Annotated in this window: 27 protein-coding genes; 11 read left to right on the top strand and 16 right to left on the bottom strand. The window is 60.1% G+C overall.

Annotated features, from left to right (window positions below; translation table 11 throughout):
- Positions 1-7: 7 nt before the first annotated feature.
- The 3 genes from Q1A32_RS05185 to Q1A32_RS05175 all read right to left on the bottom strand — a co-directional run bounded on the left by Q1A32_RS05185 (position 8) and on the right by Q1A32_RS05175 (position 1,895).
- Positions 8-784 carry an HpcH/HpaI aldolase/citrate lyase family protein gene (locus tag Q1A32_RS05185; protein WP_299650416.1) on the bottom strand — a complete coding sequence of 259 codons (777 nt, stop codon included), beginning with the start codon at positions 782-784 and terminating at the stop codon, positions 8-10.
- 153 nt (positions 785-937) lie between these two features.
- On the bottom strand, positions 938-1,642 hold the full coding sequence (locus tag Q1A32_RS05180) for a hypothetical protein (RefSeq protein ID WP_299608677.1): 705 nt from the start codon (positions 1,640-1,642) through the stop codon (positions 938-940).
- Positions 1,614-1,895: a hypothetical protein gene (locus tag Q1A32_RS05175; protein WP_299608679.1), complete on the bottom strand. Its 282-nt coding sequence runs from the start codon at positions 1,893-1,895 to the stop codon at positions 1,614-1,616. The genes Q1A32_RS05180 and Q1A32_RS05175 overlap by 29 nt, the downstream gene beginning before the upstream one ends.
- A 174-nt stretch (positions 1,896-2,069) precedes the next feature.
- On the opposite strand from Q1A32_RS05175, the gene Q1A32_RS05170 reads away from it, so the two are divergent.
- The 4 genes from Q1A32_RS05170 to Q1A32_RS05155 all read left to right on the top strand — a co-directional run bounded on the left by Q1A32_RS05170 (position 2,070) and on the right by Q1A32_RS05155 (position 5,985).
- Positions 2,070-2,519: a hypothetical protein gene (locus tag Q1A32_RS05170; RefSeq protein WP_299650413.1), complete on the top strand. Its 450-nt coding sequence runs from the start codon at positions 2,070-2,072 to the stop codon at positions 2,517-2,519.
- 188 nt (positions 2,520-2,707) lie between these two features.
- A complete protein-coding gene (locus tag Q1A32_RS05165; RefSeq protein ID WP_299652790.1) occupies positions 2,708-3,307 on the top strand; it encodes a ribonuclease HII in 600 nt (199 codons plus the stop codon).
- 88 nt (positions 3,308-3,395) lie between these two features.
- Positions 3,396-4,496, top strand: a complete 1,101-nt coding sequence (locus tag Q1A32_RS05160) for a site-specific DNA-methyltransferase (protein WP_299650411.1) — start codon at positions 3,396-3,398, stop codon at positions 4,494-4,496.
- A gap of 136 nt (positions 4,497-4,632) precedes the next feature.
- Entirely contained in the window at positions 4,633-5,985 is a 1,353-nt protein-coding gene (locus Q1A32_RS05155) for an adenylate/guanylate cyclase domain-containing protein (protein WP_299650408.1), read from the top strand.
- On the opposite strand, the gene Q1A32_RS05150 is transcribed toward Q1A32_RS05155, so the two are convergent.
- Both Q1A32_RS05150 and mutY read right to left on the bottom strand, forming a co-directional pair.
- Positions 5,982-7,118, bottom strand: a complete 1,137-nt coding sequence (locus Q1A32_RS05150; RefSeq protein ID WP_299608690.1) for an alkane 1-monooxygenase — start codon at positions 7,116-7,118, stop codon at positions 5,982-5,984. The genes Q1A32_RS05155 and Q1A32_RS05150 overlap by 4 nt on opposite strands.
- Before the next feature lie 85 nt (positions 7,119-7,203).
- The gene (mutY, locus tag Q1A32_RS05145; protein WP_299650405.1) at positions 7,204-8,247 is read right to left on the bottom strand and encodes an A/G-specific adenine glycosylase; all 1,044 of its coding nucleotides are present in this window, start codon (positions 8,245-8,247) and stop codon (positions 7,204-7,206) included.
- Between the two features lie 82 nt (positions 8,248-8,329).
- Here mutY and Q1A32_RS05140 point away from each other — a divergent pair, with 82 nt between their 5' ends.
- The gene (locus Q1A32_RS05140; RefSeq protein WP_299650402.1) at positions 8,330-8,851 is read left to right on the top strand and encodes a DUF721 domain-containing protein; all 522 of its coding nucleotides are present in this window, start codon (positions 8,330-8,332) and stop codon (positions 8,849-8,851) included.
- On the top strand, positions 8,848-9,546 hold the full coding sequence (locus Q1A32_RS05135; RefSeq protein ID WP_299650399.1) for a DsbA family protein: 699 nt from the start codon (positions 8,848-8,850) through the stop codon (positions 9,544-9,546). Before Q1A32_RS05140 ends, Q1A32_RS05135 begins: the two co-directional genes overlap by 4 nt.
- A gap of 89 nt (positions 9,547-9,635) precedes the next feature.
- Here the strand turns inward: Q1A32_RS05135 and lpxK are convergent, their stop codons facing one another.
- The 6 genes from lpxK to Q1A32_RS05105 form a co-directional block, all read right to left on the bottom strand.
- A complete protein-coding gene (gene lpxK, locus Q1A32_RS05130) occupies positions 9,636-10,643 on the bottom strand; it encodes a tetraacyldisaccharide 4'-kinase (RefSeq protein WP_299650396.1) in 1,008 nt (335 codons plus the stop codon).
- Positions 10,643-11,863, bottom strand: a complete 1,221-nt coding sequence (locus Q1A32_RS05125) for a 3-deoxy-D-manno-octulosonic acid transferase (protein WP_299650393.1) — start codon at positions 11,861-11,863, stop codon at positions 10,643-10,645. Before Q1A32_RS05125 ends, lpxK begins: the two co-directional genes overlap by 1 nt.
- Positions 11,864-11,870: 7 nt before the next feature.
- Positions 11,871-12,113, bottom strand: a complete 243-nt coding sequence (locus Q1A32_RS05120; RefSeq protein ID WP_299608708.1) for a DUF4170 domain-containing protein — start codon at positions 12,111-12,113, stop codon at positions 11,871-11,873.
- 71 nt (positions 12,114-12,184) lie between these two features.
- Entirely contained in the window at positions 12,185-12,973 is a 789-nt protein-coding gene (locus tag Q1A32_RS05115; RefSeq protein ID WP_299650390.1) for a 3'(2'),5'-bisphosphate nucleotidase CysQ, read from the bottom strand.
- On the bottom strand, positions 12,960-14,309 hold the full coding sequence (locus Q1A32_RS05110) for a TldD/PmbA family protein (RefSeq protein WP_299650388.1): 1,350 nt from the start codon (positions 14,307-14,309) through the stop codon (positions 12,960-12,962). Before Q1A32_RS05110 ends, Q1A32_RS05115 begins: the two co-directional genes overlap by 14 nt.
- Before the next feature lie 90 nt (positions 14,310-14,399).
- Positions 14,400-15,935, bottom strand: a complete 1,536-nt coding sequence (locus Q1A32_RS05105; protein WP_299650385.1) for a DUF2125 domain-containing protein — start codon at positions 15,933-15,935, stop codon at positions 14,400-14,402.
- Positions 15,936-16,060: 125 nt separating this feature from the next.
- Here Q1A32_RS05105 and Q1A32_RS05100 point away from each other — a divergent pair, with 125 nt between their 5' ends.
- Both Q1A32_RS05100 and Q1A32_RS05095 read left to right on the top strand, forming a co-directional pair.
- Positions 16,061-16,813 carry an SDR family oxidoreductase gene (locus tag Q1A32_RS05100; RefSeq protein ID WP_299650382.1) on the top strand — a complete coding sequence of 251 codons (753 nt, stop codon included), beginning with the start codon at positions 16,061-16,063 and terminating at the stop codon, positions 16,811-16,813.
- Positions 16,810-17,433 (top strand): enoyl-CoA hydratase/isomerase family protein, encoded by a 624-nt coding sequence (locus Q1A32_RS05095; protein ID WP_299650379.1) that lies wholly within the window; start codon positions 16,810-16,812, stop codon positions 17,431-17,433. The genes Q1A32_RS05100 and Q1A32_RS05095 overlap by 4 nt, the downstream gene beginning before the upstream one ends.
- Before the next feature lie 194 nt (positions 17,434-17,627).
- Here Q1A32_RS05095 and Q1A32_RS05090 read toward each other — a convergent pair whose 3' ends face one another.
- Complete coding sequence (locus Q1A32_RS05090) at positions 17,628-17,945, bottom strand: HNH endonuclease (protein ID WP_299652787.1); 318 nt, start codon at positions 17,943-17,945, stop codon at positions 17,628-17,630.
- Positions 17,946-18,020: 75 nt separating this feature from the next.
- Here Q1A32_RS05090 and Q1A32_RS05085 point away from each other — a divergent pair, with 75 nt between their 5' ends.
- Both Q1A32_RS05085 and Q1A32_RS05080 read left to right on the top strand, forming a co-directional pair.
- Positions 18,021-19,352 (top strand): mechanosensitive ion channel family protein, encoded by a 1,332-nt coding sequence (locus Q1A32_RS05085; protein WP_299650376.1) that lies wholly within the window; start codon positions 18,021-18,023, stop codon positions 19,350-19,352.
- The gene (locus Q1A32_RS05080; RefSeq protein WP_299650373.1) at positions 19,349-20,521 is read left to right on the top strand and encodes a TIGR03862 family flavoprotein; all 1,173 of its coding nucleotides are present in this window, start codon (positions 19,349-19,351) and stop codon (positions 20,519-20,521) included. The genes Q1A32_RS05085 and Q1A32_RS05080 overlap by 4 nt, the downstream gene beginning before the upstream one ends.
- Here the strand turns inward: Q1A32_RS05080 and Q1A32_RS05075 are convergent.
- A complete protein-coding gene (locus Q1A32_RS05075; RefSeq protein ID WP_299650370.1) occupies positions 20,518-21,108 on the bottom strand; it encodes a glutathione S-transferase family protein in 591 nt (196 codons plus the stop codon). The two genes, Q1A32_RS05080 and Q1A32_RS05075, sit on opposite strands and share 4 nt — an antisense overlap.
- 117 nt (positions 21,109-21,225) lie before the next feature.
- Between Q1A32_RS05075 and Q1A32_RS05070 the strand changes: the two genes are divergently transcribed.
- Positions 21,226-21,669 carry a GFA family protein gene (locus Q1A32_RS05070; RefSeq protein ID WP_299650367.1) on the top strand — a complete coding sequence of 148 codons (444 nt, stop codon included), beginning with the start codon at positions 21,226-21,228 and terminating at the stop codon, positions 21,667-21,669.
- Between the two features lie 105 nt (positions 21,670-21,774).
- Here the strand turns inward: Q1A32_RS05070 and holA are convergent, their stop codons facing one another.
- Genes holA through leuS form a run of 3 tightly spaced genes read right to left on the bottom strand, consistent with a single transcriptional unit; the run spans position 21,775 to position 25,799 of the window.
- Positions 21,775-22,776, bottom strand: coding sequence for a DNA polymerase III subunit delta (gene holA, locus Q1A32_RS05065; protein WP_299650364.1), 1,002 nt, complete (start codon positions 22,774-22,776; stop codon positions 21,775-21,777).
- Positions 22,773-23,240 carry an LPS assembly lipoprotein LptE gene (lptE, locus tag Q1A32_RS05060; RefSeq protein WP_299650361.1) on the bottom strand — a complete coding sequence of 156 codons (468 nt, stop codon included), beginning with the start codon at positions 23,238-23,240 and terminating at the stop codon, positions 22,773-22,775. The genes holA and lptE overlap by 4 nt, the downstream gene beginning before the upstream one ends.
- 6 nt (positions 23,241-23,246) lie before the next feature.
- On the bottom strand, positions 23,247-25,799 hold the full coding sequence (leuS, locus tag Q1A32_RS05055) for a leucine--tRNA ligase (RefSeq protein ID WP_299650358.1): 2,553 nt from the start codon (positions 25,797-25,799) through the stop codon (positions 23,247-23,249).
- Between the last annotated feature and the right edge of the window lie 73 nt (positions 25,800-25,872).

The following is a 25,872-nucleotide window of genomic DNA, read 5'->3' as shown; positions in this document are numbered from 1 at the left end:
GCGGGCTTCAGCCCGCCTTGGCTTTCCAGGTTGCGGCCAGGTCGCGGAGTGCTTTGGCGAGGATCAAGAGGTCGAGCCCGGTGGCGACAAAGCGCGCGCCCCAGTCGAGCGCGTCTTGCGTGAATTCGGGCGTCGTTGTCAGGATACCGGGCGCTTTGCCTGCCGCCTCGATCCGGGCGATTGCGCCTTTGATCGTGGCCTGCACGTCCGGGTGGGTGAGTTGGCCCATGTGGCCCATGTCTGCCGAGAGGTCTGCGGGGCCGATGAAGACGCCGTCGATGCCATCGACCGCGAGAATGTCGTCGAGATTGGCGATGCCTGCGCGGTTTTCGACTTGGATCAGCAGGCAGATCTGGTCGTCTGCGGTGGGGCCGTAGTCGGTGATGGCACCAAACCGGCTGCACCGTGCGCCGGAGTAGCCGACGCCGCGCCCGCCCGTGGGGGGGTAGCGCACGTCGTGTACCAGTTGTTTTGCCTGCTCGGCCGTTTCGACCATGGGGACCAGAACGGTTTGCGCACCTGCATCGAGGACCTGTTTGATGATCCATGTCTCGCCCACAGGTACGCGGACAGCGGCGTGGCTGTCTGACGCTTCGAGCGCCATGAGTTGCATGCGCATTTTGGAGATGTCGTAGGGTGTGTGTTCGCCGTCGATAAGAAGCCAGTCAAATCCCGCCGTGCCCGCAATTTCGGTGGCGAGGGGGTCGCCCAGAGAGAGCCAGCAGCCGATGACGGTTTCGCCGCTTTTGATGGCAGCTTTGAATGGGTTGATCGGGGCGGGCATGGGCAGTCTCCTTTGATTTGGGGCACCCTAGACCCGTGGTCGCACCCGTGGCTACTGGTGAATTGCGGCGCGTGCGCGCCACGCGATTTGATACATCTGCCATCCGGCAGATGGGTTTCGCCTCCGGCGGCGGTTTATTCGGCGAAATGAAGTTCAGAGGACTTTGATGACGTCTTTTTCCACAGACAACATGTAGCCGCGTCGGGCGATGTTCTTGACCAGAAGTTCGCTGACGATCTGGTTGCCCAGCGTGTCGCGCAGGCGTTTGATGCGGGTGGCGCCTGCCGCCTCTTCGCAATCCGCAGCGGAGCGGCCCGAGATCACGCCCTCGATCTCGGAGCCGGAGAGCACATCGTCGTCCATGCGTGCCTCGGCCAGAACCGACATGGTTTCCATGGCCGCGTCTGTGAGTTTGAAGCCGAGGTTGTTGAGGTAGACGGTGTTTTCTTCGCGGCTGATCAGGAGGGAGTTCACCTGGATGCCCGCGCGTTCGATCTGGGCCATGCGGCGGTTGAAGCCGACGAGCAAGAGAAGGAATACGAGGGCGGCGATCATCATACCTGTGGCGAAGACCAACAGGACGAAGATCACCAGCCGGTAGCTGGCAAGCGTGTCCGCAAAGGCGGTGCCGGATTGGGCCAGGATTTCCAGGAGCTTGATTTCGGCTTGGCTGGTGAGGTCTGCGTTCTCAATAAACATACGCTCGACCCGGGCGTCGAAGGCACCGGCGTCGGGGAGTGTGAAGAACAGCAGCGCGGCGGCGAGGATCAACAGCAGCACGATGCCCGCGATCCCGAAGATCACGAGCCGCCCGCCGGTGCGCCGCATCTCAGAAGCGGAGGTAGTATTGTCCTGCACTGGCTTTCCTTTGATCGAGACCCTCTGGGCCGAAGACGGACTGGACTTGCAGCAAGGTCCATCCTTGTGCGGCGAGCCGCGACCGAAGCTGCCCTGTGGCGTTACCGGCGCTGCATGCGCCTGACACCTGCGCCACACCATAATGCAGACGCAGCGGGTTGTCCTGTTTGGCCTTGTAGTCGGCAAAGCACTGGGCCTGAGCGGCCCCGGCCAGCGCCAGTGACAAGGCGAGGGATATGGCGATCTGTTTCATGGGGTCAACCTGCGCTGAAACCCCAAGATATTCAATAACCACAACGGTCTGAGCGCCGCGATATTGGATAACACAGGCCCGCTATTGCCTGTCTTTCCGGGCGTGGCCCAAGTTCGGTTCAGCACCAATGCTGCTTCGTTCGCCTTGTTACGCAATTCCTGGAAAGGACACCTTATGACCCATCGTGTACACCGTCAGTTCATTGGCCTTGTTGCAGCAATTGCAATTGCCATCACTGGGTTCACCGCAGCCCCCGCCCGTGCGGGAGACGATGAAGTTGGAGCGGCCATTGCCGCCCTCTTGGGACTGGCCATCGTGGGCGCCGTCATTCACGACAAGAAGAAAGACAAGAAGAAGCGCCACAGTGTTCATAGACCGGTACATCCCAAGCCAATTCCGAAACGGGTGAACCGCAAGCTGTTGCCGCAGCAATGTCTGCGAAGTGTTCCGACGGACCGTGGATATCGCCAGATATTTGGACAGCGGTGTCTGAATAATCACTACCGTCATGTGAACAGCCTGCCGCATGCATGCCACCGTGATGTGTATACCAACCGCGGTTGGCGCCGAGGGTTTTCGGCGCGGTGTCTGAACCGGCATGGTTACCAATTGGCCCGTCGCTAAGAGCGGGCAGATGGGCCATGCCTGCATGGTCCACCTTGCAAAGGGCGGTGTTCGGGCACCGCCCTTTTTTCATTGCGTCGCCTTGCGGCGACACGTGATGTTTGCACTTTCCTCCGGAAAATGCGTTTTGCCTCCGGCGGTGGTATTTTTGGTCAGAAGAAACGGATGACGCTGTGCCGGATTTTGAGATGGAAGCGCGGATTTGTGGGCGCGTGGCTGGTGTGGATGAGGTCGGACGTGGGCCATTGGCCGGACCCGTGACGGCGGCGGCAGTCGTTTTGGACCCTCATGCGATTCCCGATGGGCTGGACGATTCAAAGAAGTTGACTGCCCGCAAGCGAGAAGCGGTTTTGGATGCCATTCTTGGATCTGCGGATGTGTCGGTTGCTCATGCGTCGGTTCGGGAGATCGAGGAGTTGAACATCTTGCGTGCGTCGCATCTGGCGATGGAGCGTGCGGTGGCCGGGCTGCGGATACGTCCGGATCATGTGTTGATTGATGGGACAATGCTGCCGCGCGGGTTGGCTGTTCGCGCGACACCGGTGGTGCGCGGGGACGCCCGGTCGCTCAGCATCGCAGCGGCTTCAATTGTGGCCAAAATATGTCGCGATCGGATCATGGTGGATTTGGCGCAACAGCACCCCGGCTACGGCTGGGAGACGAACATGGGATATCCGTCAAAAAGCCACAGGTTGGCGTTGGAAAATCTTGGGGTGACCCCACACCATAGACGAACCTTCAAACCCGTCCACAATATGTTGTATCAAGAAAAAATCATAAGTGACTGATTCAAAAAAGAATTTGACGACGAATCGGGTATGACTCATCTTAGCTGCAACCAACGAGTGCAAAATGCACCGGGGACAGAGGCAGACGATGACGAAACATGTAAAGGGCGCCGAGGCGCTTCCCTTGAACCAAATCCTTGCGGGTGACTGCATTGATGTGATGAACAGCCTGCCTGCTGGCAGCGTTGATCTGATATTTGCTGATCCGCCCTATAATTTGCAGCTGAAAGGTGAGCTGCACCGCCCCGACAATTCAAAGGTCGATGCGGTGGATGATCATTGGGATCAGTTCAATTCGTTCCGTGCTTATGACGAGTTCACCACTGCCTGGTTGAAGGCTGCGCGTCGCTTGCTAAAGCCCAATGGGGCGATCTGGGTCATTGGCAGTTATCACAACATTTTCCGGGTTGGTGCTGCGCTCCAGAATGAAGGGTTCTGGATCCTGAACGACGTGGTGTGGCGCAAGTCTAACCCTATGCCGAACTTCCGCGGCAAACGCTTCACCAATGCCCATGAGACGATGATCTGGGCGGGCAAGGACGAAGCCAGCAAATATACCTTCAATTATGAGGCGTTGAAGGCCCTGAACGAAGGCATTCAAATGCGATCCGATTGGGTTCTGCCCATCTGCACCGGGCACGAGCGTCTAAAAGATGATCAGGGTGACAAAGCGCATCCGACGCAAAAGCCCGAAAGCTTGCTGCACCGTGTGCTTGTTGGCTCGACCAACCCCGGTGACGTGATTCTTGATCCGTTCTTTGGCACAGGCACCACCGGCGCTGTCGCCAAGATGCTGGGCCGCGAGTTCATCGGGATCGAGCGTGAGGCCGCGTACCGCAAGGTGGCCGAGAAGCGCATCGCCGCTGTTCGCAAGTTCGATAAGGAGGCGTTGACTGTGTCCGCCTCGAAACGCGCCGAGCCGCGTGTGCCTTTTGGCCAGTTGGTTGAGCGTGGTATGCTGCGTCCGGGCGAGGAACTCTATTCCATGAACAAGCGCCACAAGGCCAAGGTCCGTGCCGATGGCACGTTGATCGGCGATGATATCAAAGGGTCGATCCATCAGGTGGGTGCCCATCTGGAAGGCGCGCCCAGTTGCAACGGCTGGACCTATTGGTGCTTCAAGCGCGATGGGCAGACCGTGCCCATTGATGTCTTGCGCCAACAGATTCGGTCGGAGATGCACGACTAATTCTCGAGACACCGCCAGGTGCCTGCGGCCTTAACCAAGGCCAGTCAATGGCACTGCACCTTGCCCCGCCTTTTTGGCGGGGCTTTTTTGTTACTCCGGTTTACATTTGCCGTGCGGACACACGAGGGCAGACAGAATGGTCGATATCAGCAGCACACTGGCGACAGCCGGTCGCAATGACCGTGATGATGAGGTGCCCGCGCACCGCCACGCGCAAGAGGCATTGGCCCGCAACAAGCGCGAGGGGATGGACCTGGCCGTCAAGGCACGCATCGGTGCGTTGTCTGTCACGGCGATCATGCTGGTGTTCCTGAACCCGAACTGGGATGTGATCTGGTACCTGTTCCTGCTGTTCTGTCTTGTGCTTGTAGGACTGGCGCAGCGCCGTGTGGGTCGCGTGGGCCAATCACGAGCTGAGCTGGGATTGCTGTTTTTGGACCTGCTGTTGATGACGCTGGCCTTGCTGGTGCCCAACCCATTGCAGAATGAACCGGTCCCAACGGCGCTGATCTATAACTTCGAGGTTTTCCAGTATTTCTTCATCATTCTGGCCGCAGGGGTGCTGACCTATTCGTGGCGGACCATCATCGCGATTGGCAACTGGACCACGGCCCTTTGGTTGCTGGGCACGCTTTGCGTCTGGTGGTTTGGCAGGACATTTCCGGAGTTGTCCGATGCTGCCGTGCAGATGTTTCCCGACAATCCCGATCTGGCCCGCGCCTTTGATCCGAACAATGTGAACTGGGACCTGCGCTTTCAACAGGTCGTCGTGTTTGTCGTTGTGGCGGCGATCCTTGCTGTGGCGGTGCGCCGCTATCAGAACCTTGTGCTGGACAGTGCCGAGATGGCGCGCGAACGGACCAATCTGGCCAGATATTTTTCGCCTACGATGGTCGAAGAATTGTCGACCAAGGACGAGCCGCTCGGGCAAATCCGCAGCCATGATGCTGCTGTGCTGTTTGTCGATATCGTCGGCTTCACGACCTATGCCAATGGCCGTCCCGCTGAGGAAGTGATTGAGACGTTGCGCGCCTTTCACGCCCGCATGGAAAGCGAGGTGTTCGCCCATGGCGGAACGCTCGACAAGTATCTGGGGGACGGGTTGATGGCGACGTTTGGCACGCCATTACCGCTTGAGGATGATGCCGCGCGTGCGGTGGCCTGTGTGCGGGCGATGGTGGACCGGATGGATGCGTTGAACGCCGACCGGGGGACCGACGGACTGCCAGAGATCGACGCCCGGTTCGGCCTCCATTTCGGGCCCGTTGTTCTGGGTGACATCGGCGCGAACCGCCTGGAGTTTGCCGTGCTGGGGGACACCGTGAATGTCGCCAGCAGGCTTGAGGCGATGACCCGTGGTCTGGATGTGCGCGCTATTGTCAGCGATGCGATTATGGTTGCGGCAGGTGGCACCGATGGCTTCCACCGCGCACCAGATCAAACGGTGCGCGGTGTAGCTAAGCCTTTGCCGGTCTGGGTTCTGGATTAACGCGGGAGCGGGTTGGAAGCCTTGTTATATGCGCTCCAATCCGTGATTTCGGGGTAGTACATGTCCCGCCATTTCTGCACCCGCGGGTTCATTACCCGTTTCCAGACGCTTGGCATCATCGCGGCAATCGTCATCACCGGATAGCCATAGGGCAGTTGGGGGGCGTCCGCTTCGGTGTAGTTTTGCAGGACCGGGAAGCGGCGGTCGGGTTTATAGTGGTGGTCGGAATGCCGCTGAAGGTTGATCAGCAGCCAGTTCGATGCCTTGTGTGCGGCATTCCACGAATGCCGTGGTTGGACATGCTCGTATTTGCCATCGCCCAGATGTTTGCGGGTCAGGCCGTAGTGTTCAATGTAGTTGACCAGTTCCAGCTGCCAGATCGCGACCCCGGCTTGCAGGACGAAAAGGCCAACGCCAGCCCAGCCGCCCAGGATGAAGGCCAGCATGAAGCAGATCAATTGCAGGTAGGCGTATTTCCAGAACGGGTTTGAACTGTCGGTTGCAGGCAGGTCCTTGCGGGCCAGCATCGCCTTTTCGGCGTTCAACGCGGACAAAAAGCACTGTTTCAGAACGCGAGGGTAGTAGCGGTAGAACGTCTCGTTCATGCGGGCAGTGACGGGGTCGCGCGGCGTGGCGACATAGCGGTGGTGCACCAGCAGGTGTTCTGACCGAAAGTGGGAATAGAGGACCATCGCCAACAACGCGTCACCCAGCCAGCGTTCCAACTTGTTCTTCTGGTGCATCAGTTCGTGGCTGTAGTTGATCCCGACCGAGCCGGTGATGACGCCGATGCCAAAGAAAATCGCGATCTTTTCCAGCGTATTCAGGTGTTCGGCCGGGGCGACATAGCCGATCAAGCCAAAGAGCATCAGGAATTGTGCAGGCACCCATGCGACCGTGATCATGCGATACCAGAACAGGTCGTCATCCGTCGCCTCAAGATCAGCATTGTCCGTGTTCAGACCGACCGCCAAATCAAGGATCGAGAACATGTACCAAGTGACTACCGGCAATAGGATCACCGTCCAGCCGCCATAGACTGCGCTGACGATGGCCAGAGGGATCAGGAGGAACGACAAGGCAAAGGGCAGCGCGTTCTGCACCTTGGCGACTGTTTCGGGAGGCAGGGTCATACGAGTTAAAATCCTATGGTGTTCGTACTAAAACAATAGGCCCGCCTACGATGGTCTGCCAAGCGTGACGCTACGCCGCGTGCCTTCACTTCTGCGACAGATCGAATGCTTTGCGCATCACGGTGGGCAGGTCCGACGGGCGGAAGTCGGTGCGTGCAAGGAATCGCCCCCGATCAGGAGTGATGTCGTCCACTTTTGCGATCATCACATCGAGAATCAGGTGGAAATGGGTGAACGTGTGCCGCACTTCCCCTTGCAGCTTGTGCCATGCAGTTTCGAGTGGCGGGTCGGTGGGGCGCGGCAGAGACGTGTCTACCCAATCTGAGCCTGGCCACCCCATCATGCCACCCAGTAGCCCTTTGTCCGGGCGGGTTTCGACCAGCCATGCGCCATCGTCGCGCTGGGCGAGGTAGACAGTGCCATGGCGGACAGGCTTTGGCTTTTTCGGGGTCTTCTTCGGCAGTTCAGGTGCTGTGCCTGCGATGCGTCCGGCACAGGGGTCGCGCCACGGGCAGATGCCGCAAGCCGGTGATTTGGGGGTACAGATCGTGGCTCCCAGATCCATCACCGCCTGCGCATGATCGCCGGGTCTGTCGGTTGGCGTCAGGCGGTCGGCATGTTCCGTCAGGATCGGTTTGGCTGCGGGCAGGGGCGTATGTTCATCAAACATACGCGTCATGACCCGCTCGACATTGCCGTCCACCACGACGTGGCGCAGGTCAAAGGCGATGGAGGCGATGGCTGCCGCCGTGTAAGGACCGATCCCCGGCAATTTCAACAAGGCGGCATGATCGGCGGGGAACTGGCCGCCATGATCATTCACTACGGCGCGGGCGCATTTCAGCAGGTTGCGGGCGCGGGCATAGTACCCAAGACCCGCCCATTCCCCCATGACATCGGCGTCTTGTGCGGCTGCCAGATCAGCCACCGTAGGCCAACGGGTGATAAACCGTTTGAAGTATTCAGTGACCGCCGCCACGGTCGTTTGCTGCAGCATGATCTCCGACATCCAGACCGCATAGGGGTCGGGTCGCACGCCGTCCTTCTTGCCTGTCGGGCTTACCCGCCACGGCATGGTCCGGGCATGAACGTCGTACCAGTCCAAAAGGTCGCGGCTGAGGTCACGCAAGAGTTATGCTTTCCCTATTGAGATGGGTGGTGATCATGCCTTGATCCGCTATGATCACGTCCAAGTGACAGGGAACATAGCCATGGCCACGCGGCGCGCCAGTACAAAAGGGTTCAAACGGACAGCTTCGTTGCTGACCGGGCGTATCCGGCAGGCCAGTGAAAGCCGTGGCTTTGCCCAAAGCCGATTGCTGACGGATTGGTCAGAGGTCGCTGGCGCCGATATTGCCTCGATCGCGCGGCCTGTCGAAGTGAGCTATGGCCGTGGCGGAATGGGGGCAACGCTGACGCTGCTGACCACCGGGGCGCAAGCACCGATGCTGGAAATGCAGAAAGAGCAACTGCGCGAAAAGGTGAATGCGGTCTATGGCTACAACGCCATCGCGCGCATCCGGATCACGCAAACAGCCGCGACCGGGTTTGAAGACGGGCAGGTGGCCTTTGCCCACCGCCCGAAGGAAGACGGACCCAAGCAACCCGCGCCGGAGATGACGCAGGCGGCCAGCAAGGTTGTGGCCCCTGTCGAAGATGAAACACTGCGCATGGCCCTCGAACGGCTGGGCGCACATATCCTGACAAAAGAAAAACAAGGAACACGCACATGAACCGTATCGTTGCCATCCTCGCCGTTGTTGTCGGCGTCGGCGGGTATTTCCTGTGGAACTCGATGCAGTCCAGTGGCCCGTCCACGCAAGAGCAGGCGCAGGCTGAACGGCTGTTGGGTGCGGCCAATGCGCAGGAAGCGTCGAGCGATGTCGACACCTCAAGCGTGGTCGAAATGCAGTTGGGCAATCCCGATGCGCCTGTGACCGTGATCGAATACGCAAGCTACACCTGTCCGCACTGCGCCAGCTTCCACACAGGCGCATATAAGCAGTTGAAGGCGGACTATATCGACACGGGCAAGATCAACTTCATTTACCGCGAAGTGTATTTTGACCGCTTCGGTCTGTGGGCATCCGCCATTGCGCGCTGTGCTGGCACGCCCGAGACGTTCTTTGGCATCACTGACATCCTGTATTCGACCCAGTCCGAATGGGCGCGCGCCGGTGGTGGTGATCCGGCACAGATCGCGGATGAACTGCGCAAGGTCGGTCGTCTGGCGGGCCTTGGTGGTGACAGCGTCGAGGCGTGTCTGACAGACGCGGACAACCTGCGCACGTTGGTGGCGTGGTATCAGGAAAATGCCGCTGCCGATGGTGTCAGCTCGACCCCCAGCTTTGTCATCAACGGGACCACGTATAACAACATGGCCTATTCCGAGATGTCGACCCTGATCGAAGAAGCCGCTGGCAGCTGATCCGTATCAGCCTTTCACCGATATGACGCTCGGCCCTTTGGCCGGGCGTTTTTCATGTGCGGGTTGCGAGTGATTGTATTGCCGCGCGCCTAAGCGTTCTGCGTTGATGATAATGGTACTGGCAGGGCCTTGAGAGCTGCGTCCAGTGCTTCGGGATTGTCGAAAGACAGTCGCACGGGAAGCGTGATGACCTTCGATCGAAACGCAGCTGGCAAGCGCGCAGCATCCTTTTCTGTGGTCACAAGCTGTGCATTCTCGGCCCGTGCGTCACGCTCAAGCCGCGTCAGAAACGCCGCACTGAGTTTTTGATGATCCCCGAGCGCTTCGGTACGCAGAAGTTTTGCGCCTAACGCGCGCAATGTCTCGAAGAATTTATCGGGCCGTCCGATGCCCGCAAATGCGATCAGACGCATACCGGTCCAGTCCATGCCGGTCTGCAGCGGTGTCAAGGCGGCCCTGATATGTGGAAGGTCGCTGGGTAAGGTACTATCGTCAAACCGCTCTTGCGCGGCATCCGACCCAATGGTCAGCACAATGTCCGCACGCGAGAGGCCAACGTCAATCGGTTCGCGCAACGGTCCAGCTGGCACGCACAAGCCATTTCCGAATCCGGTTTCAGCATCCACCACAACAATCGAAAGGTCGTGGGCAAGCGAACGGTCCTGAAACCCGTCGTCCAGGATTATGGCGGTCGCTCCGCCTGCGATCGCTGCGCGCGCGCCTGCAACACGATCACGGGCGACCCATGTGCGGGCAAATGCGCTGAGAAGAAGAGGTTCGTCCCCGACCATCTCGGCGTTGTGACGCAGTGGGTCGACTTCGATGGGGCCGGTCTCTGTCCCGCCATAGCCGCGACTGACGATATGGGGGTCATGGAACTGATCACGCAGCTTTTCCGCGATGGCCATGACAGTCGGTGTCTTGCCTGTACCACCTGCGTTGATGTTGCCAACACAAATGACAGGTACGGGCAACTGCTCTGCCTGTCCCTTGGCGATCCGATTTGCAGTGGCGCGGGCATACAACAGACCCAGCGGCGACAGGAGTTTTCCACGCCAATCAGGTTGTGGCTGTGACCAGAAAGCAGGCGCGCGCATCAAGCGACCCCGCCGCGACGTGCATCCAACCGCGCCTGGATCAAAGAGATGATGCGGTCGAGGCTGTCAGCCCCGCGGGTGACCACATCCCAGCCCGCCATTGCCATGTGGGCGGCGTGATCCGGTGCAATCATCTGACTGACGGCACGCCCCAGTGAAGATGTGTCGTTCACGATCCGCGCCGCACCTGCATTCATCAGTCGGGTAAAGGCATCGACATGCGGGCCTATGTTCGGGCCATATATGATCGCCGTTCCGTGGGCTGCAGCAGAAAATGGGTCACACACTTCGGATCCCGACCGCATGGAGCCTCCGAGGAAGGTGACGGTAGCGACCCGCAACCAAAGCCCCAGTTCATCATCATCGTCCGCAATCAGGACTTGGGTGTTCTCGTCGGGAAATTCGCCCTCTGTCCAGTTGGCCACGCGCAGCCCTTGATCCGTTGACTGCGCCTGAGCGTTCTTGGCCTGTGCCAGATCGGAAAAGTGAAGGATCAGCAGAAGCCGGTGCGAGGCCTTGAGAGCCTGTTTATGTGCGGACAGGATCGTTGCACACTCTGCGGGCGCCGTTCGGGCTGACAGCCAAGTCGGTCGCCCGCCAAGGGCCGTGGACAAATCCGACAGGTCGCTTTCGGCAGCAGGCATCATCTTTCCGAAGGGATGAAGCGCGTCTGCCAGTTCCATCGCACCCACCGGGCGGCCCATCTGGGCCATACGTTGATGCGCGTCTTCGTCACGGGCCGTGACGTGGTTGAATTGAGCGAGCAGGGCGCGGGGCACTTCGGGCAGCCAGCGGTCGCGACGCTTTTCAAAACCGTCGCGCGCGGCGTCCACCAGTATCATGTGTGCACCGCTTTCGGCGGCTGACAGAACAAGATTGGGCCGCAGATCCCCCCAAGCCCATACGAGCACGTCGGGGGCCCAATGCGAGATAAAGGCGTCAGTCACCACTGGATGATCTGGCGGCATGTCTTCCTGCCAGACATCATGTGACCCGCGATCACCAAAGGCATCATGGGCCGCCGTCAGCATCACGTTGCAGCCGGGTCGCATGAACGCCAACCTGTGCGCCAGATCGTTGAGTGCGCGATTGTTGCCCGGCTCGGCTGCGTGGATCCACACCAATTCACCCTCTGGCCGGTCGCGAGACGGAGCAAAGGCGGGCGGCGTACGCCGTCCTGACAATGTGCGATAGGCCGACAGCCCGAGCGATCCGCGCACGTTGGGGTCAGCCCAACTCTTCTGTAGTGGCTGTTTCGCTTTCCTCATCCCGCAGGCGGTGCAGATGCGCGATGTAGTAGCGCATATGCGCGTTGTCGACGGTGCGTTGCGCTTCGGATTTCCAAGCGTCATAGGCGGCCTGGTAATTCGGGAAGATGCCGACAATGTGCAGGTCATCGATGTCCTTGAAAACGTTCTTGGACGGGTCCACCAGTTCGCCACCAAAGACGAGGTGCAGGCGCTGTGTCATCGCGTATTCCTTTGATCATGGGCCGGGCTGCGTGGCGCAGTTTGACCATATGGGTCGAGGGGTCAAGGTGATCAGGCGGCGCGCTCGGGGCCCAGTTCGTTGACCAGTGCACTGTGCAGGCGCGGTCCGGCAGCCACGACTCCATTCAGCGCAGGATGGGAATTGTTGAAGCGCAAGGGGGCTCCGGTCCGGTCTGTTATCATGCCTCCGGCCTCTGAAACGATGAGGGCGCCCGCGGCGATGTCCCATTCCCAGCTGGGGCGCAAAGTGATCATTCCGTCAAACCGACCCTCGCCCACAAGGGACAAACGATACGCCAGCGATGGGCGGTAATGGCGGTCGACAGGTGGCGCACCGTTGCGCCAATGCTTGTCGTTGAAATTGGGCCGTGCGGCCAGAACCGTGCTGCCGGGTTCCATGTCCGCGTGTGTCGCGGTCAGGGGTGTGTTGTTCAGTGTTGCGCCCAATCCCTTGCCAGCCGCATACAGCTTGTCGCGTCGGGGGAGGTAAATTGCTGCCGCAGTGATCTGGCCCTGATGCGCCACGGCAATCGAGATGGCCCAGGTTCGCGCCCCTTCGACAAAGCTGCGGGTGCCGTCAATCGGATCAATGATAAACAGCGTGTCCGCAGACAGGCGCTTGGCGTCATCCTCGGTTTCTTCGGACAGCCAGCCATAATCCGGTCGCGCCAGCCGCAGGGTGGACGCAAGCACGTCGTTCACAGCCAGATCGGCCTCGGTCACTGGGCCCGCGTCGCCGGGTTTGTCCCACCGTGCCGCGGCAGGTCCCGTAAAGCTTGTGGCAACGCGTCCGGCGATCCGCGCGGCGTCGATCAGAAGGGGCAGATCAGCTGCCGGCAAGGGTCATGCCTGCAATCAACAGCGATGGGACAACGCGGCTCAGGTGCGGGCGCGCATCGTTGGCCGGCACAATACGGCGCAGCATGTCCATCAGGTTGCCCGCGATGGTGCATTCGTTGACCGGATAGGCGATCTCTCCGTTCTCGATCCACAGGCCCGACGCCCCACGCGAGTAGTCGCCGGTGTTCGGGTTGATTGTCGAACCGATCATGGAAGTCACCAGAAGCCCCGTGCCCATGTCGCGGATCAAGTCGGTGCGGGATGCGTCGCCGCTGTCCAAGGTGACGTTCCAGTTCGACGGGCTGGGCGGAGCAGACGTGCCGCGCGCGGCGTTGCCGGTGGGTTCCATATTCAGTTTGCGCGCTGTGGACAAATCCAGGGTCCACCCGGTCAGAACGCCGCTTTCGACAATGGTTCGCGCCTGCGTAGGCAAACCTTCTGCGTCAAAAGGGCGGGTGCCGGAGGTGCGAGGCCGCAACGGGTCTTCGGTCAGATTCAGGCCATCCGGCAACACGGCATGTCCAAGCTTGTTGCGCAGCCAGGACGACCCGCGCGCAACACTGGCGCCATTGGCGGCAACCAGCAGATGTCCAATCAGCGTTGATGAAATGCGTTCGTCAAACAGCACCGGATAAGTGCCGGTGGGCGGCTTGCGCGCGCCAATGCGTTCGACAGTCCGCATGCCCGCTTCGGTTCCAATGTCACGCGCGCTGCGCAAATCGCCCTGAAAGATACGACTGTCGCCGCTGTAATCCCGCTCCATATCGGTGCCAGTGCCGGAAATGGCGACGCAGCTCAGTGCGCGGTCGGTCCTACGATACCCGCCTGAAAATCCGTTGCTGCCAGCCAACCATATGTCACGTGCGCCATATGCGGCAGAGGCTTGTTGGACCTGCGACACGCCTTCTACGGCCAAGGCTGCGGCCTCTGCTTCCAATGCATCTGATTGAAGAACGTCAGCCGCAGGTTCGGGCGTCGGGTCGTTAAGCTCCAGCGCATCAATGTTCCACGAGGTCGCCAATTGGTCGGGATCGGCCAGACCGGCATAAGGGTCATCGGGCGCTTCGCCCGCCATGGCAACGGCGCGCATTGCCATCTCTTCGATGGTACGGTCCGTGGTGTCGGATGCAGAAACATTTGCCTGTTTCTGCCCGACGAACACGCGCAGCCCGATGTCGATCGCCTCTGACCGTTCTGCCTGTTCCAACGCTCCGGCGCGCACGTCGACGGAAACGGACGTGCCCTGTACCGCCATGGCATCAGCAGCATCTGCCCCAGCAGATTTTGCCGCCTCAAGCAGGCGTTGGGTCAGGGTCGACAGGTCGGAAGGGGTCATGTGTGTGCTCCGCAGGCGTGTGCATTCAGGTAGCTGCGCAAGGGAGCAGGTGCAAGGGTGACGGTCTGCGCCACCCTCGCCTGTGTCTGTTCAGCGGATGCGCTGACCGTTGGCCAACACGTGGCCTTGTTCATTCACTTCGATTTTCGAATCCAGTGTATCTTCGCCCTCACCCGGCACGGCGAAGAGGCCCATCATCATGCGGGCACCCATGGCCTGATCTTCGGGCAGCAGGCCCATCCCAACAAGTTTTTCGATCAGCCCGTTGGCCCCGACAAGGTTCAGGTCCACCGCACCCTCTGGCCGTGGCAAACCATCGAAAGAGGTCAGATCACTGTTGTCGAAAGTGAAGTCCCCCGATCCGGTCAGGCGCGCACCTACGGCATCGAGCTCAAGCTTGTTGATGGTCAGCGCATTCAATTCACCGGGCACAGCATCCGCTTGCTCCAATACGGCGGCCTGGTCCGGGTCCAGGAAGTCGAACAGCACCTTGGCTTTGCCGCTCAGATCCACAACCAATGTCGCAGGATCACGCGGCAATTGCCCTGTAGGGTCAAACAGGCTCCAGATGACATCGGACATGGCAAAGTCATTCAGCGTCACGGCAAGGCCGAAATCCTGCTCTTCATTCGACTTTTGCAGGGGCACCAGAAAGCGTGTTCCGATCTGCTCGGCTGAAAAGGACAGGGGCAGGGGCAGCTCGGTCAGCAACATGTTCATGCTGACGCCGGTCTGCGCGATGTCATACAGCAGCCCGTCCGGGCCAAGGGACACGTCAAACGCAGCCCCCGTTGATGTGGCATTGGCCGTGCCACTGCCATCGGATCCGCTGCTGAAAGACATGTCATAGCCGCCGCCTGCCGTGGTGAACGACCCGGCTGCCTTGAAGCCGTCGTCCAGCATGGCGTTGAAGTCCTGAACATCCGTTTCTGTCGGCAAGTCGCCCGTGCCGTCCAGTTTCAGGTCCTGCATATTACCCGTGACTTTGAAACTTTCGTCGTTTTGCGGATCGCTGAATGCGACGTCATAGTCGACGGAGGCAACGGTCATATCCTGCGCCACATTGCGCAACTCGCCCAATGTCATTCTCGTGACCTGGGACAGGTCATTCATGGTGATGTCCACTTTGGCAACATCCGGCCCAAGTGAAACACCGTCGATGGTGACGGACTGCAACGCCATGCGCGCCGCTTCGGCTGCGTAGGTATAGGTCAGATCGTTCGGCTCACCCGTCGCCACCATATTGTGCGCGGTTTGCTCGAAGTTGATTGCCAGGGACACGTTTTCACCTGTCTCGGGTTGGAACGCCATGTTCATGATGGTGCTGGCGGGCAATTCGATTGCAACGCTGCCGTCGCCCTGCTCAACGAAGTTGATCGTCTCAAGCACCATGTCGAACGCACCGCCACCGGTGTCGTCGTCAAACTCCATCTTCAACGTCATGTCGGATACGGAGACGGATCCCGCTTCGGTCACTTCCGAGGATGTCACGGTGTAGCCCGAGCTTTCCATGTAAGCTTGCCAGTCGGACCAGACCTCTGCGGCGGTCAGATCCGCAAGCGCTGCCGTGGCAGGCAGACAGACCAGAATGGCAGTACCGGAAAACAACTTCGAAATACGAGACATGACAGAATCCTTGGTTAGCGTTGGCCGTATCGTCTGGGACAGCAAGAAATGCGTCAAGGCCACAGGGTGGACCTATGCGGCTGTTCTGCCTACCACAAGACCAAGCCAGCACATCGGAGGATATGATGCACGATATGAGCGGAAAAACGGTCCTGATCACAGGGGCCAGCCGGGGAATCGGGGCAGACACGGCGCGCGTTTTTGCACAAGCCGGGGCCAACGTTGCACTGGTCGCACGCGGTGCCGATGCGATCACGTCGCTTGCGGAAGAGATTGGACCGCAAGCCTTGGCCTTGCCTTGCGACGTGAGCACCTACGCGGACGTCTCTGACGCGGTTGCCGCTACACGGGACAAGTTTGGCGGGTTGGACGTTCTGATCGGCAACGCCGGTGTCATTGAGCCGATTTCGCATCTGGCGACGGCTGACCCCGACGCGTGGGGTCATGTCATCGACATCAATCTCAAGGGGGTCTTCTTTGGCATGCGCGCGGCGCTGCCGGGTATGTTGGAGGCTGGCGGCGGCACCATCCTCACCATCAGTTCCGGCGCAGCCCATGGCCCGGTCGAGGCTTGGTCGCACTACTGCGCATCCAAGGCAGGGGCCGCGATGCTGACCCGTTGCCTCGACAAGGAAAACGGCGGCAAAGGCATTCGCGCCATGGGCCTGTCACCCGGCACTGTCGCGACGCAAATGCAGCGCGAGATCAAGGCGAGTGGCATCAACCCTGTCAGCCAACTTGACTGGTCCGACCACATCCCGGCGGACTGGCCTGCAAAGGCGCTCCTCTGGATGTGCTCCGCCGATGCGGACGATTGGGTCGGGCAAGAAATTTCGCTGCGCGATCCAGACATTCGCGCACGGGTGGGTTTGACATGATCGACATTGATCGCACTGGCCCGATCCACACCCTGACCATCAACCGTCCTGACAAGGCGGGGGCGCTTACCGAACAGATGTTGATCGACCTGCGCGATGCCGTCCTCGAAGCCAAGGATGCGGCGGCGTTGATCCTGACCGGAACGGGCAAGGTGTTCAGTGCCGGAGCCGACCTTGACGCTGCACGTGCCGGGCTGGCCACCTCCCCGCTATGGGAAGAACTGTCGGGCGCCATCGCAGAATTGCCCTGCCTGACCATCGCGGCGCTGAACGGCACGGTCGCAGGAGGAGCGACGGGCATGGTGCTGGCTTGCGACATCCGCATCGCCGTGCCGACGGCAAAGTTCTTTTACCCGGTGATGAAACTTGGATATCTGCCGCAACCCAGCGACCCTGTGCGCATGGCGGCCCTGATTGGGCCCGCCCGGACCAAATTGATTTTTCTGGCAGGGGAAAAGATCACCGCGCACACCGCATACACGTATGGGTTGGTAGACGAAATTGTCGAAGACGGCGCCGTCACCGATCGGGCACGCGAACTTTGCGCTGATTCTTCGGCGGCTGATTCTTCGAAGGCGCGAGATATTAAAGCCATTTGCAATCAACCGCTTAAGTCCTGAAACACAACAGTTGTCAACTTTGTGTGACAGGGTGTATCCTGTAAGACAATGGCCCGTGACAACCGGATAGAGCGCGCCAAACGCGTGCCCAAGCCCGTGCAGCAAGCTCGGGATTTGACCACGTCAGAACGTGTTCAACTTCTGGTGTCGAATGTTCTGGGCGACGTCACCGACCGACTGGATAAAAAACGCACTCAAGCGCCGAAATCGGGAAGGCGTTGACGTTTCCGTCGGGCCCCCGGCACCTTTGACGCAAATCCCGGCGGTCGCTTTCCCACCCACTTGAAGAACTTTGCCAATCGCGGATGCGAACGCAGCGCTTCGGGCGTGTTGTACGCACGGGCCAGCTCGGCCTCTGTCAGGGTGGCGTGAATCTCGCGGTGACAGATATGATGAAGCAATACCGTTGGCCCACCCTTGCCCCCTTTCAGTTTCGGGATCAGATGGTGCGCGCTTTGCGGGACATCAGGTGGGATGGGACGGCCACATAGGGGGCAGATCGGATCGGACAGCGGGTATGTTCCCTTGCACAGTTGGTGTTGCCCGTGACAATTGGCGCGTCCCGAGACCGAGGCAAGAGGTGCGCCGTGGAGTTTGATCTCGAAAGCCAGCCAGAGATTGTGCAGACCATTGCGGGTTATGCGCTGCAAGGGTGGGAATTGGCACTGACATGGTTGCTGAGCCCGGTGGCGTGGTCGCAGTTTGCTTTGCTGATTGTCGCCTACCTCGCCGCCATTGTAATCACGCGCCGTTTGCGTCCGGCGCTGGCGCGGGTGCTGGACCCCGGCGACAGCGACAATTTCATTGCCACGTCCCGGCGTTTCATCGCGCAATTCCTGCCTCTTTTGCTGCCCCTTTTGGCCTATGCGTTGACCGGAATCGGCGAAAGCGTTGTCCGATCGATCTTTGACAGCGGTGCCGTCATCGCCTTCGGCAAGCGCATCTTCCTGTTTTTGGCGGTGCGCGCTTTGGTGCGGGACATCATCACCGACCCGTTCCTCAAGCTGCTCGGACGCTACGTTCTGATCCCCATTGCTGCGATCTATGCGCTTGGGTTGCTGGACGCCGCGACCGAATGGCTGACGGCCATGCAGGTCAGTTTCGGCAACATCCAGTTTTCGGCCATGGCGCTGGTCCGTGGCGTCATCGCGGGCGGCTTCCTGTTCTGGTTGGGCCGGTGGTCAAACGATCAATCGACGGCCTTCATCTCCAAGCAGGCAGAGATGCGGCCCTCCCTGCGCCAACTGCTGGCCAAGACGGTCGAGTTTGCGATCTTTGCCACCGCCTTTTTGCTGTTGATGAACATCATGGGCATCAACCTGTCAGCCCTGGCGGTGCTGGGGGGTGCCATTGGTGTCGGTCTTGGCTTTGGTCTGCAAAAGATCGCGTCGAATTTCATTTCGGGTGTGATCCTGTTGGTCGAAGGGCAGGCGACGGTCGGTGACTATGTGGAACTGGACGGCGGAGAGGCAGGCACCATCGTCAAGATGACTGCGCGCGCCGCGATCCTTGAAACCTATGACGGTCGCTGGATCGTTGTCCCGAACGAGGATTTCATCACCACCCGCGTGGTGAACTATTCCGACAGCGGATCGGCCAACCGGTACGAAGCGCCGTTTTCCGTCAGTTACGACACGGACATAAACGAAGTGCCCGCCATTATCGAAGCTGCGGTCGCGCAGCACCCAGAGGTGTTGGATGCCCCCTATCCCCCGGATTGCGAACTGCGTGGTTTTGGCGACAGCGGCATAGACTTCGCGGTCGAGTTCTGGGTGAACGGCATCGATGACGGGCCGAACAAATACACGTCGGATGTGCTGTTCCTGATCTGGAACGCCCTCAAGGAAAACGACATTACCATTCCTTATCCGCATCGCGTGGTCGAGATGAAGGGTGAACTGCGGACGATATCGGAGTGAGCAAGGTTGCGGTCATCGGTGGCGGACCAGCGGGCCTTGCAGCGGCCGAGGTGATGGCAGAAGCCGGGTTGTCGGTCACCGTGTACGAGGCCAAGCCAACCGTTGCGCGCAAGTTTCTGATGGCAGGCAAGTCCGGCCTGAACCTGACCAAGGCCGAAGACATCGAAACGATGCTGCCGCGCTATGCCGAGGCGTCCATATGGCTCTCGCCCGCACTCAAGGCGTGGGACGCGGACGCCATCGCGCGATGGGCGGAAGGATTGGACCAGCCGGTGTTCACAGGCTCAACCGGGCGGGTGTTTCCGAAGGCAATGAAGGCGTCGCCATTGCTGCGCGCATGGTTGCTGCGGCTTGACGGGCTGGGCGTTGAAATACGGCCGCGTCACCGATGGATCGGTTGGGTCGGTTCACGTCCGGTGATCGCCGGACCCGATGGTACTTCGGAAAAGATAGAAGCCGACGCCATTGTCCTGGCCTGCGGAGGGGCAAGCTGGGCGCGGTTGGGCTCTGATGGTGCTTGGGCAGATTGGATCGATGCCGAAACCAAGCCTTTCGTTGCGTCGAATGCCGCGATTTCGGTGATATGGTCCGAGCACATGCACAAGCACATGGGGCAACCCATCAAGGGTGTCGGTTGGCGGGCGGGTCCGTATCGGTCGCGCGGGGAAGCCATTGTATCGCGCCGCGGTCTTGAGGGTGGTGGCATCTATTCGGTTTCGCGCGGCGTGCGCGAGGGGGGTGACCTGTTCATTGACCTGCTGCCGGATCTGAGTGTGGACGACGTCGCCGCGCGACTTGAACGGCCACGCGGCAAAACAAGTTTTGCCAACCATCTGCGCAAAGTACTCAAACTGTCTCCGCTCAAGATCGCGCTGGCGCAGGAATGGGGACGTCCGTGGCCTGATGACACGGTTAAGGTCGCGCGGCGGCTGAAGAAACTGCGCGTCACGCAGGCGGGATTGAGACCAATGGATGAGGCAATCTCGACCGGTGGCGGCGTTCCTGCTTCGGCCTTGGACACGACATTAATGTTGCACGCAAAGCCGGGCGTATTTTGCGCGGGCGAGATGCTGGATTGGGAGGCGCCCACAGGCGGCTATCTTTTGACGGCGTGCCTTGCGACGGGCCGTTGGGCTGGACAGGGCGTCGTGCGGTACCTCCAGACCTAATGGTCCGCCGCGGCGCGAAAGGCGGGGCGGGCCCGCAGACGTTTGGAATAGGCTTTGACGCCGTCAGGCAAGGGGGGAAACCCGGCACCAAAGGCCCAGCCGAAACAGTGTACGGCCAATAGGTCAGGCAGCGTTATCTGATCGCCCATAATAAATGCGCCCGATTGGTCCAGCATCCCGGCGAAGGTTTCGGCATTGCGGGCAAATTCCTTGTGCAACGTCGCCGAGATGTCCGGCACACGGAGGTTTTCGGGCAGGACAAACGCGTGCTTGCTGTTTGTCCAAAGCAGTGCATCCAGCTCATCAATCAGCCACAGGGTCACCGCATCCTGACGTGCACGCTCTGGCGTGCCCGCAGGTGCCGTCAGTCCGCCGTGCTTGTCGGCCAGATAGGTCATGATGGCGACACTGTCGGTCAGCACCTCGTCACCGTCCACAAGGGCCGGGATCTTGCCCAACGGGTTGAACTTTGTCGCCTCGTCAGAGCGCGGAAACGCCTCCACCAACTCGTAGGGCTGCCCCAGTTCTTCGAGCATCCAAAGCACCCGGAAGGCGCGACTTTTGACGGTTCCAATGACGCGATACATGGCTGCCCCTTTTCTGTTTCCGAAGGATCGCAGGCATGGGTACCAGCCGCAAGGCTGCTGTCAGAAAATGACACGGACCAGTGCTATGCTTGGGCAAAGAACCAAGAGGAGGTTGTCATGTCTCATTCAGGATCCTGCATCTGCGGTGCGGTTTCTTTCACCATCACCGCTCCGGTCACCGAAACCGGCGCATGCCATTGCAGTATGTGCCGCAAGTGGTCTGGTGGCGTGTTTCTGGGCGTTCAGGTGCCCAAGGGCGGCATGCAGATCGAGGGGGAAGAGAACCTCGCTGTCTACACGTCGTCAGAGTGGGCCGAGCGGGCGTTCTGCAAAACCTGCGGGTCCTCAGTCTTTTACCGCGTCACCGCACCGGGCCCGATGAACGGCGAAATGCATGTTGGCATGGGCACATTCGACGATGCATCGGGCATTCCGCTTACTGGCGAGATTTTCATTGACCTGAAACCCGACGGATACGCATTTGCAGGTGAGGGGCGGAATGTGATGACTGAGGCCGAAGTGATGGCGATGTTCGCAGCCCCACCGGAAGACCATCCGTGATCCAAAGGGCGCTTGCGCGACGACATTCCAAGGGGGGCCAGCCCCCCGGCTTCGCCGCCCCCCATTGATAGTCCTGGAACAGAGAAGAATGGACCTGCGCGTTGATCAGCGTCGTGCGAGCATGGCAAGACGGATGAAACAGCGTTCCACAAGCGCAAGGGCCGGCGCATTTTGCCCGGCCGAGCGGAGTTGCAGGTCTGTGTCCGTCAGTTCCGTCAGAGCAAGTTCCAGTTTCGGCGCCCCCCAATTGCGGGCTTGCGCCAGCATCTTGTCACGATTGGGCCCCCAGATCTGTGGACGGCCAGAGGTGTCGCTTGCGGCTCGGTGCAAGGACCGGAAGTGCCGCATGGCGCCGATACACAGTGCCACCGCATTGACGCCCTGGGCCTGCAATCGCTGCATGACAGGGCCAATGGCAGCTGCGTTCCCATCGCCCACGACCAACAGCACATCATCCACATCCGCCTCAACGGATGCCGGCGCGCAAGCCGTGATGTCATCCGCGCTGAGCGGTTCAGGATCGTTCAGCTTGTAAAGCCCCACCTTCTCCAGTGTCTGACGAAAATCGCCGGGCTCAAGTTGCCGCGCGAGGTCCATCAATAGGTGCATCGCCTCTTGCGGCGGGTTTGTGATGCCTGCGGCAGTGAGATCACGCTCGATCTCGTCTCGGGTCGGAGGGTTATCGTAGATCCCTACGGCATAGGCTGCCGTATGCGCTTCGAAGGCCTTGCGCAGTTTGGACGTGGGTTTCAGCGTTCCGGCGGTGACAACGATTTGGGCGTCGCCTGCGGCCCAGTCCGAAATTGCATCCGTGATGATCGGACCTACGGTTTCATTTGCATCCTCGACAAGCGCGACACGTGGGCCGGGGAAAAACCCAATGGCCTTGACGGCGTCCAGCAGCAACGCGGGTTCCTTGCGCAGATCACCAGCCGCGATCCGTGTCAGGCGCATTTCTTCCTCGCCCTGCGGACCAATCAGCGCCGCCACCACCTGTTGTCGCTTAAGCGCGATACGCATCCCGTCAGCGCCGTATATCAACAGGCCAGCCGCATCCGGATCCGGTTTTGAGAAATAGGCGTTGGCTTGCCCCGTATTCAGCTTCACAGGTCAGAGGCCTGTAATTGCAACACGATTTCGTCTGCAAGCATTGTCATCAGCCGTTCCGTCGCGTCCCGCTTGGCCGCCAACGTCGCCACGGTTGTGCCGGTGGCAGAATAACCCACGAAGTTATCCACAGTATTTGATTGGACCACTGCGCCGGTTGACGTGTCCGACAGCGAATAAGTTGCCTCGCCAATGACGTGGAACCGGCGAATGTCGCCATCGGGGTCAATCGCGCGCGCTTCTTCTTTCACCGACAGCTGGATACCCAGTGCGTAGGCGGGATCACCGCTCCGGCCCAAACGTTCTTCCAATTGGCGGACCAGCAGGAACCCTTCGCGGTCGATGGGTTTGTCGACCAGCACACGGTTCTGCAACTGCGTTCCTGCGCCGCCGGGGCCGTAGACCGGCTCGAACCCGCAGGCGGCGACGGTCAGGATCAGGGCAAGGGCGGCAAGGATGCGCATGTTGGGTCAGACCACCACGTTGACGATACGGCCGGGCACGACGATCACCTTCTTGGGGGACCCGCCGTCCAGTGCCTTTTGCACAGCTTCGGTTGCCAGCGCCTGTTTTTCAACCTCGGCCTTGTCCATATCGGCGGGAACGGTCAGTTCGCCGCGCCTTTTGCCATTGATCTGGATGGGCAGGGTCACGGTGTCGGACACCAGCATTGCCTTGTCCGCCGTGGGCCAAGCTGCATGGATCACAAGACCCTCACCGCCCTGATGCGCCCAGATATCTTCGGCAAGGTGCGGCGTCATGGGGGCCATGAGCTGCGCAAGCGTCATCACGGCTTCGCGCTGGGCGGCATGGCCTGCCTTGGACTTCTGCAGGGTGGCCGTAAAGCCATAAAGCTTGGCGATGGCCGCGTTGAAGCCGAAGGATTCCACACCCATGGTCACGTCATGGATGGTCTTGTGCATGGCCCGCAACAGATCGTCATCGCCGGTGCCGGGCGCGTCCTTGTCCATCTGGCTGATCCGATCGCAGATATTCCAGACGCGGGTCAGGTGTTTGAAGGCCGCTTCCGCGCCCGAGGCTGTCCATTCCACATCCCGTTCGGGGGGCGAGTCGCTCAGCACGAACCAGCGCGCGGTGTCGGCGCCGTAGCTGGCGATGATGCCAAGCGGGTCGACCACGTTCTTTTTGGACTTGGACATCTTGGCCGACGGGATCACATCCACCGGCTCGCCAGTTGCGCCAAGCCGTGCACCCGATTCCGTCCACTCAATGTGTTCGGGCAGATGATAGACGGGCCGGTCCTTCTCATCACGTGTCACGTAAATCTCGTGCGTCACCATGCCTTGCGTGAACAGCGCATCGAACGGCTCTTCACACCCTTGGGGAAGATGGCCGGTGATACGCATCGCGCGCGCAAAGAAGCGCGAGTAAAGCAGGTGCAGGATCGCGTGTTCGATGCCGCCGATATACTGGTCCACATTCATCCAGTACGCGGCATCCTCCAGATCAGTGGGTGTCGCAGCATGCGGCGCAGTGAAGCGGGCGAAGTACCAAGACGAATCCACAAACGTATCCATCGTGTCCGTTTCGCGCTTTGCGGGCTTGCCACAGTACGGACAGGGCACATCGCGCCATGTTGGATGGCGGTCCAGCGGATTGCCGGGGATATCAAAACTGACATCATCGGGCAGCTCGATCGGCAGGTTATCTTTCTTTTCCGGCACCACGCCGCAGTCATCACAGTGAACAACCGGAATCGGACAGCCCCAATAGCGTTGGCGGCTGAGGCCCCAGTCACGCAACCGATACTGCGTTTGCCCTTTGCCAAGGCCATGTGCTTCGAAATAATCGATAGTGGCGTCGATACCTTGTTGGCTTGTCGCCTCCGCAATCCCTGCAAAGTGGTCGATGTAAACAACTTTCTCGGTCTTCGTAGGCACGAGAGCATCATCCGCGACCTCGGTTTCGTCGCCGGGCATGTAAAACGCATTCTGCACCGGCAAACCGTATTTACGCGCAAAGTCGAGATCGCGTTGATCATGCGCCGGACAGCCAAAGACGGCACCGGTGCCGTAATCCATCAAAACAAAGTTGCCGATCCAGACGGGCAGGTCCACGTCCGCATAGACGGGGTGCTTGACTCGCACGCCGGTGTCGATCCCCTTCTTCTCGGCCTTCTCCATTGCCGCTTCGGTTGTGTCCATCTTGCGGCATTCGTCGATAAACGCAGCCAGATCAGGGTTCTGGGCCTCAAGCGCTTTTGCGACCGGATGGTCGGGCGAAACGGCGATGAACGACGCGCCACGCATCGTATCGGGGCGGGTTGAGTAGCACAGGATGGTGCCGTCGCCATCTGTCCGAACAAAGGGGATGTCGATGCCTCTGCTCTCACCGATCCAGTTTTCCTGCATCAGGCGGACCTTGGCGGGCCAATTGTCGAGCCCGGCAAGCGCGTCTTTCAACTCTCCCGCCATGTCGGCAATCTTGAAGAACCACTGCGTCAGTTCGCGCCGCTCTACCTCGGCACCCGAGCGCCAGCCCTTGCCGTCAATCACCTGTTCATTGGCGAGCACGGTCATGTCGACCGGATCCCAATTCACCTGCGCGTTCTTGCGGTACACAAGCCCGGCCTCAAGGAAATCAAGAAAGAGGGCCTGCTGTTGCCCGTAATACTCAGGGTCACAGGTCGCAAACTCGCGGGACCAGTCGATGGACAGGCCCAGCGGTTTCATCTGGCTGCGCATGTCGGCGATATTGTCGTAGGTCCATGTCTTGGGGTGACCGCCGATGGCCATGGCCGCATTCTCGGCTGGCATCCCGAACGCATCCCAGCCCATGGGGTGCAGCACGTTGTGGCCGGTCGACATTTTATAGCGCGCGATCACGTCGCCCATTGTGTAGTTGCGCACATGGCCCATGTGGATGCGGCCCGACGGGTAGGGGAACATCTCAAGCACGTAATACTTTGGCTTGTCGGCGCTGCGCTTAGCCTTGAACACATCGGCCTTGTCCCAGGCGGCTTGCCAGCGGGCTTCGATCTCGGATGGGGTGTAGGTTGCCATGGGGTCTGGTCCTGAATGTGCAAACGCCGGGCACAAGGGCCCGGCGCATCTGATAATGGGGAATGCTGTGCTC

The sequence above is a fragment of the uncultured Tateyamaria sp. genome (assembly GCF_947503415.1).
Lineage (GTDB): Bacteria > Pseudomonadota > Alphaproteobacteria > Rhodobacterales > Rhodobacteraceae > Tateyamaria.
This window is presented reverse-complemented; position numbering and strand designations above follow the sequence as displayed.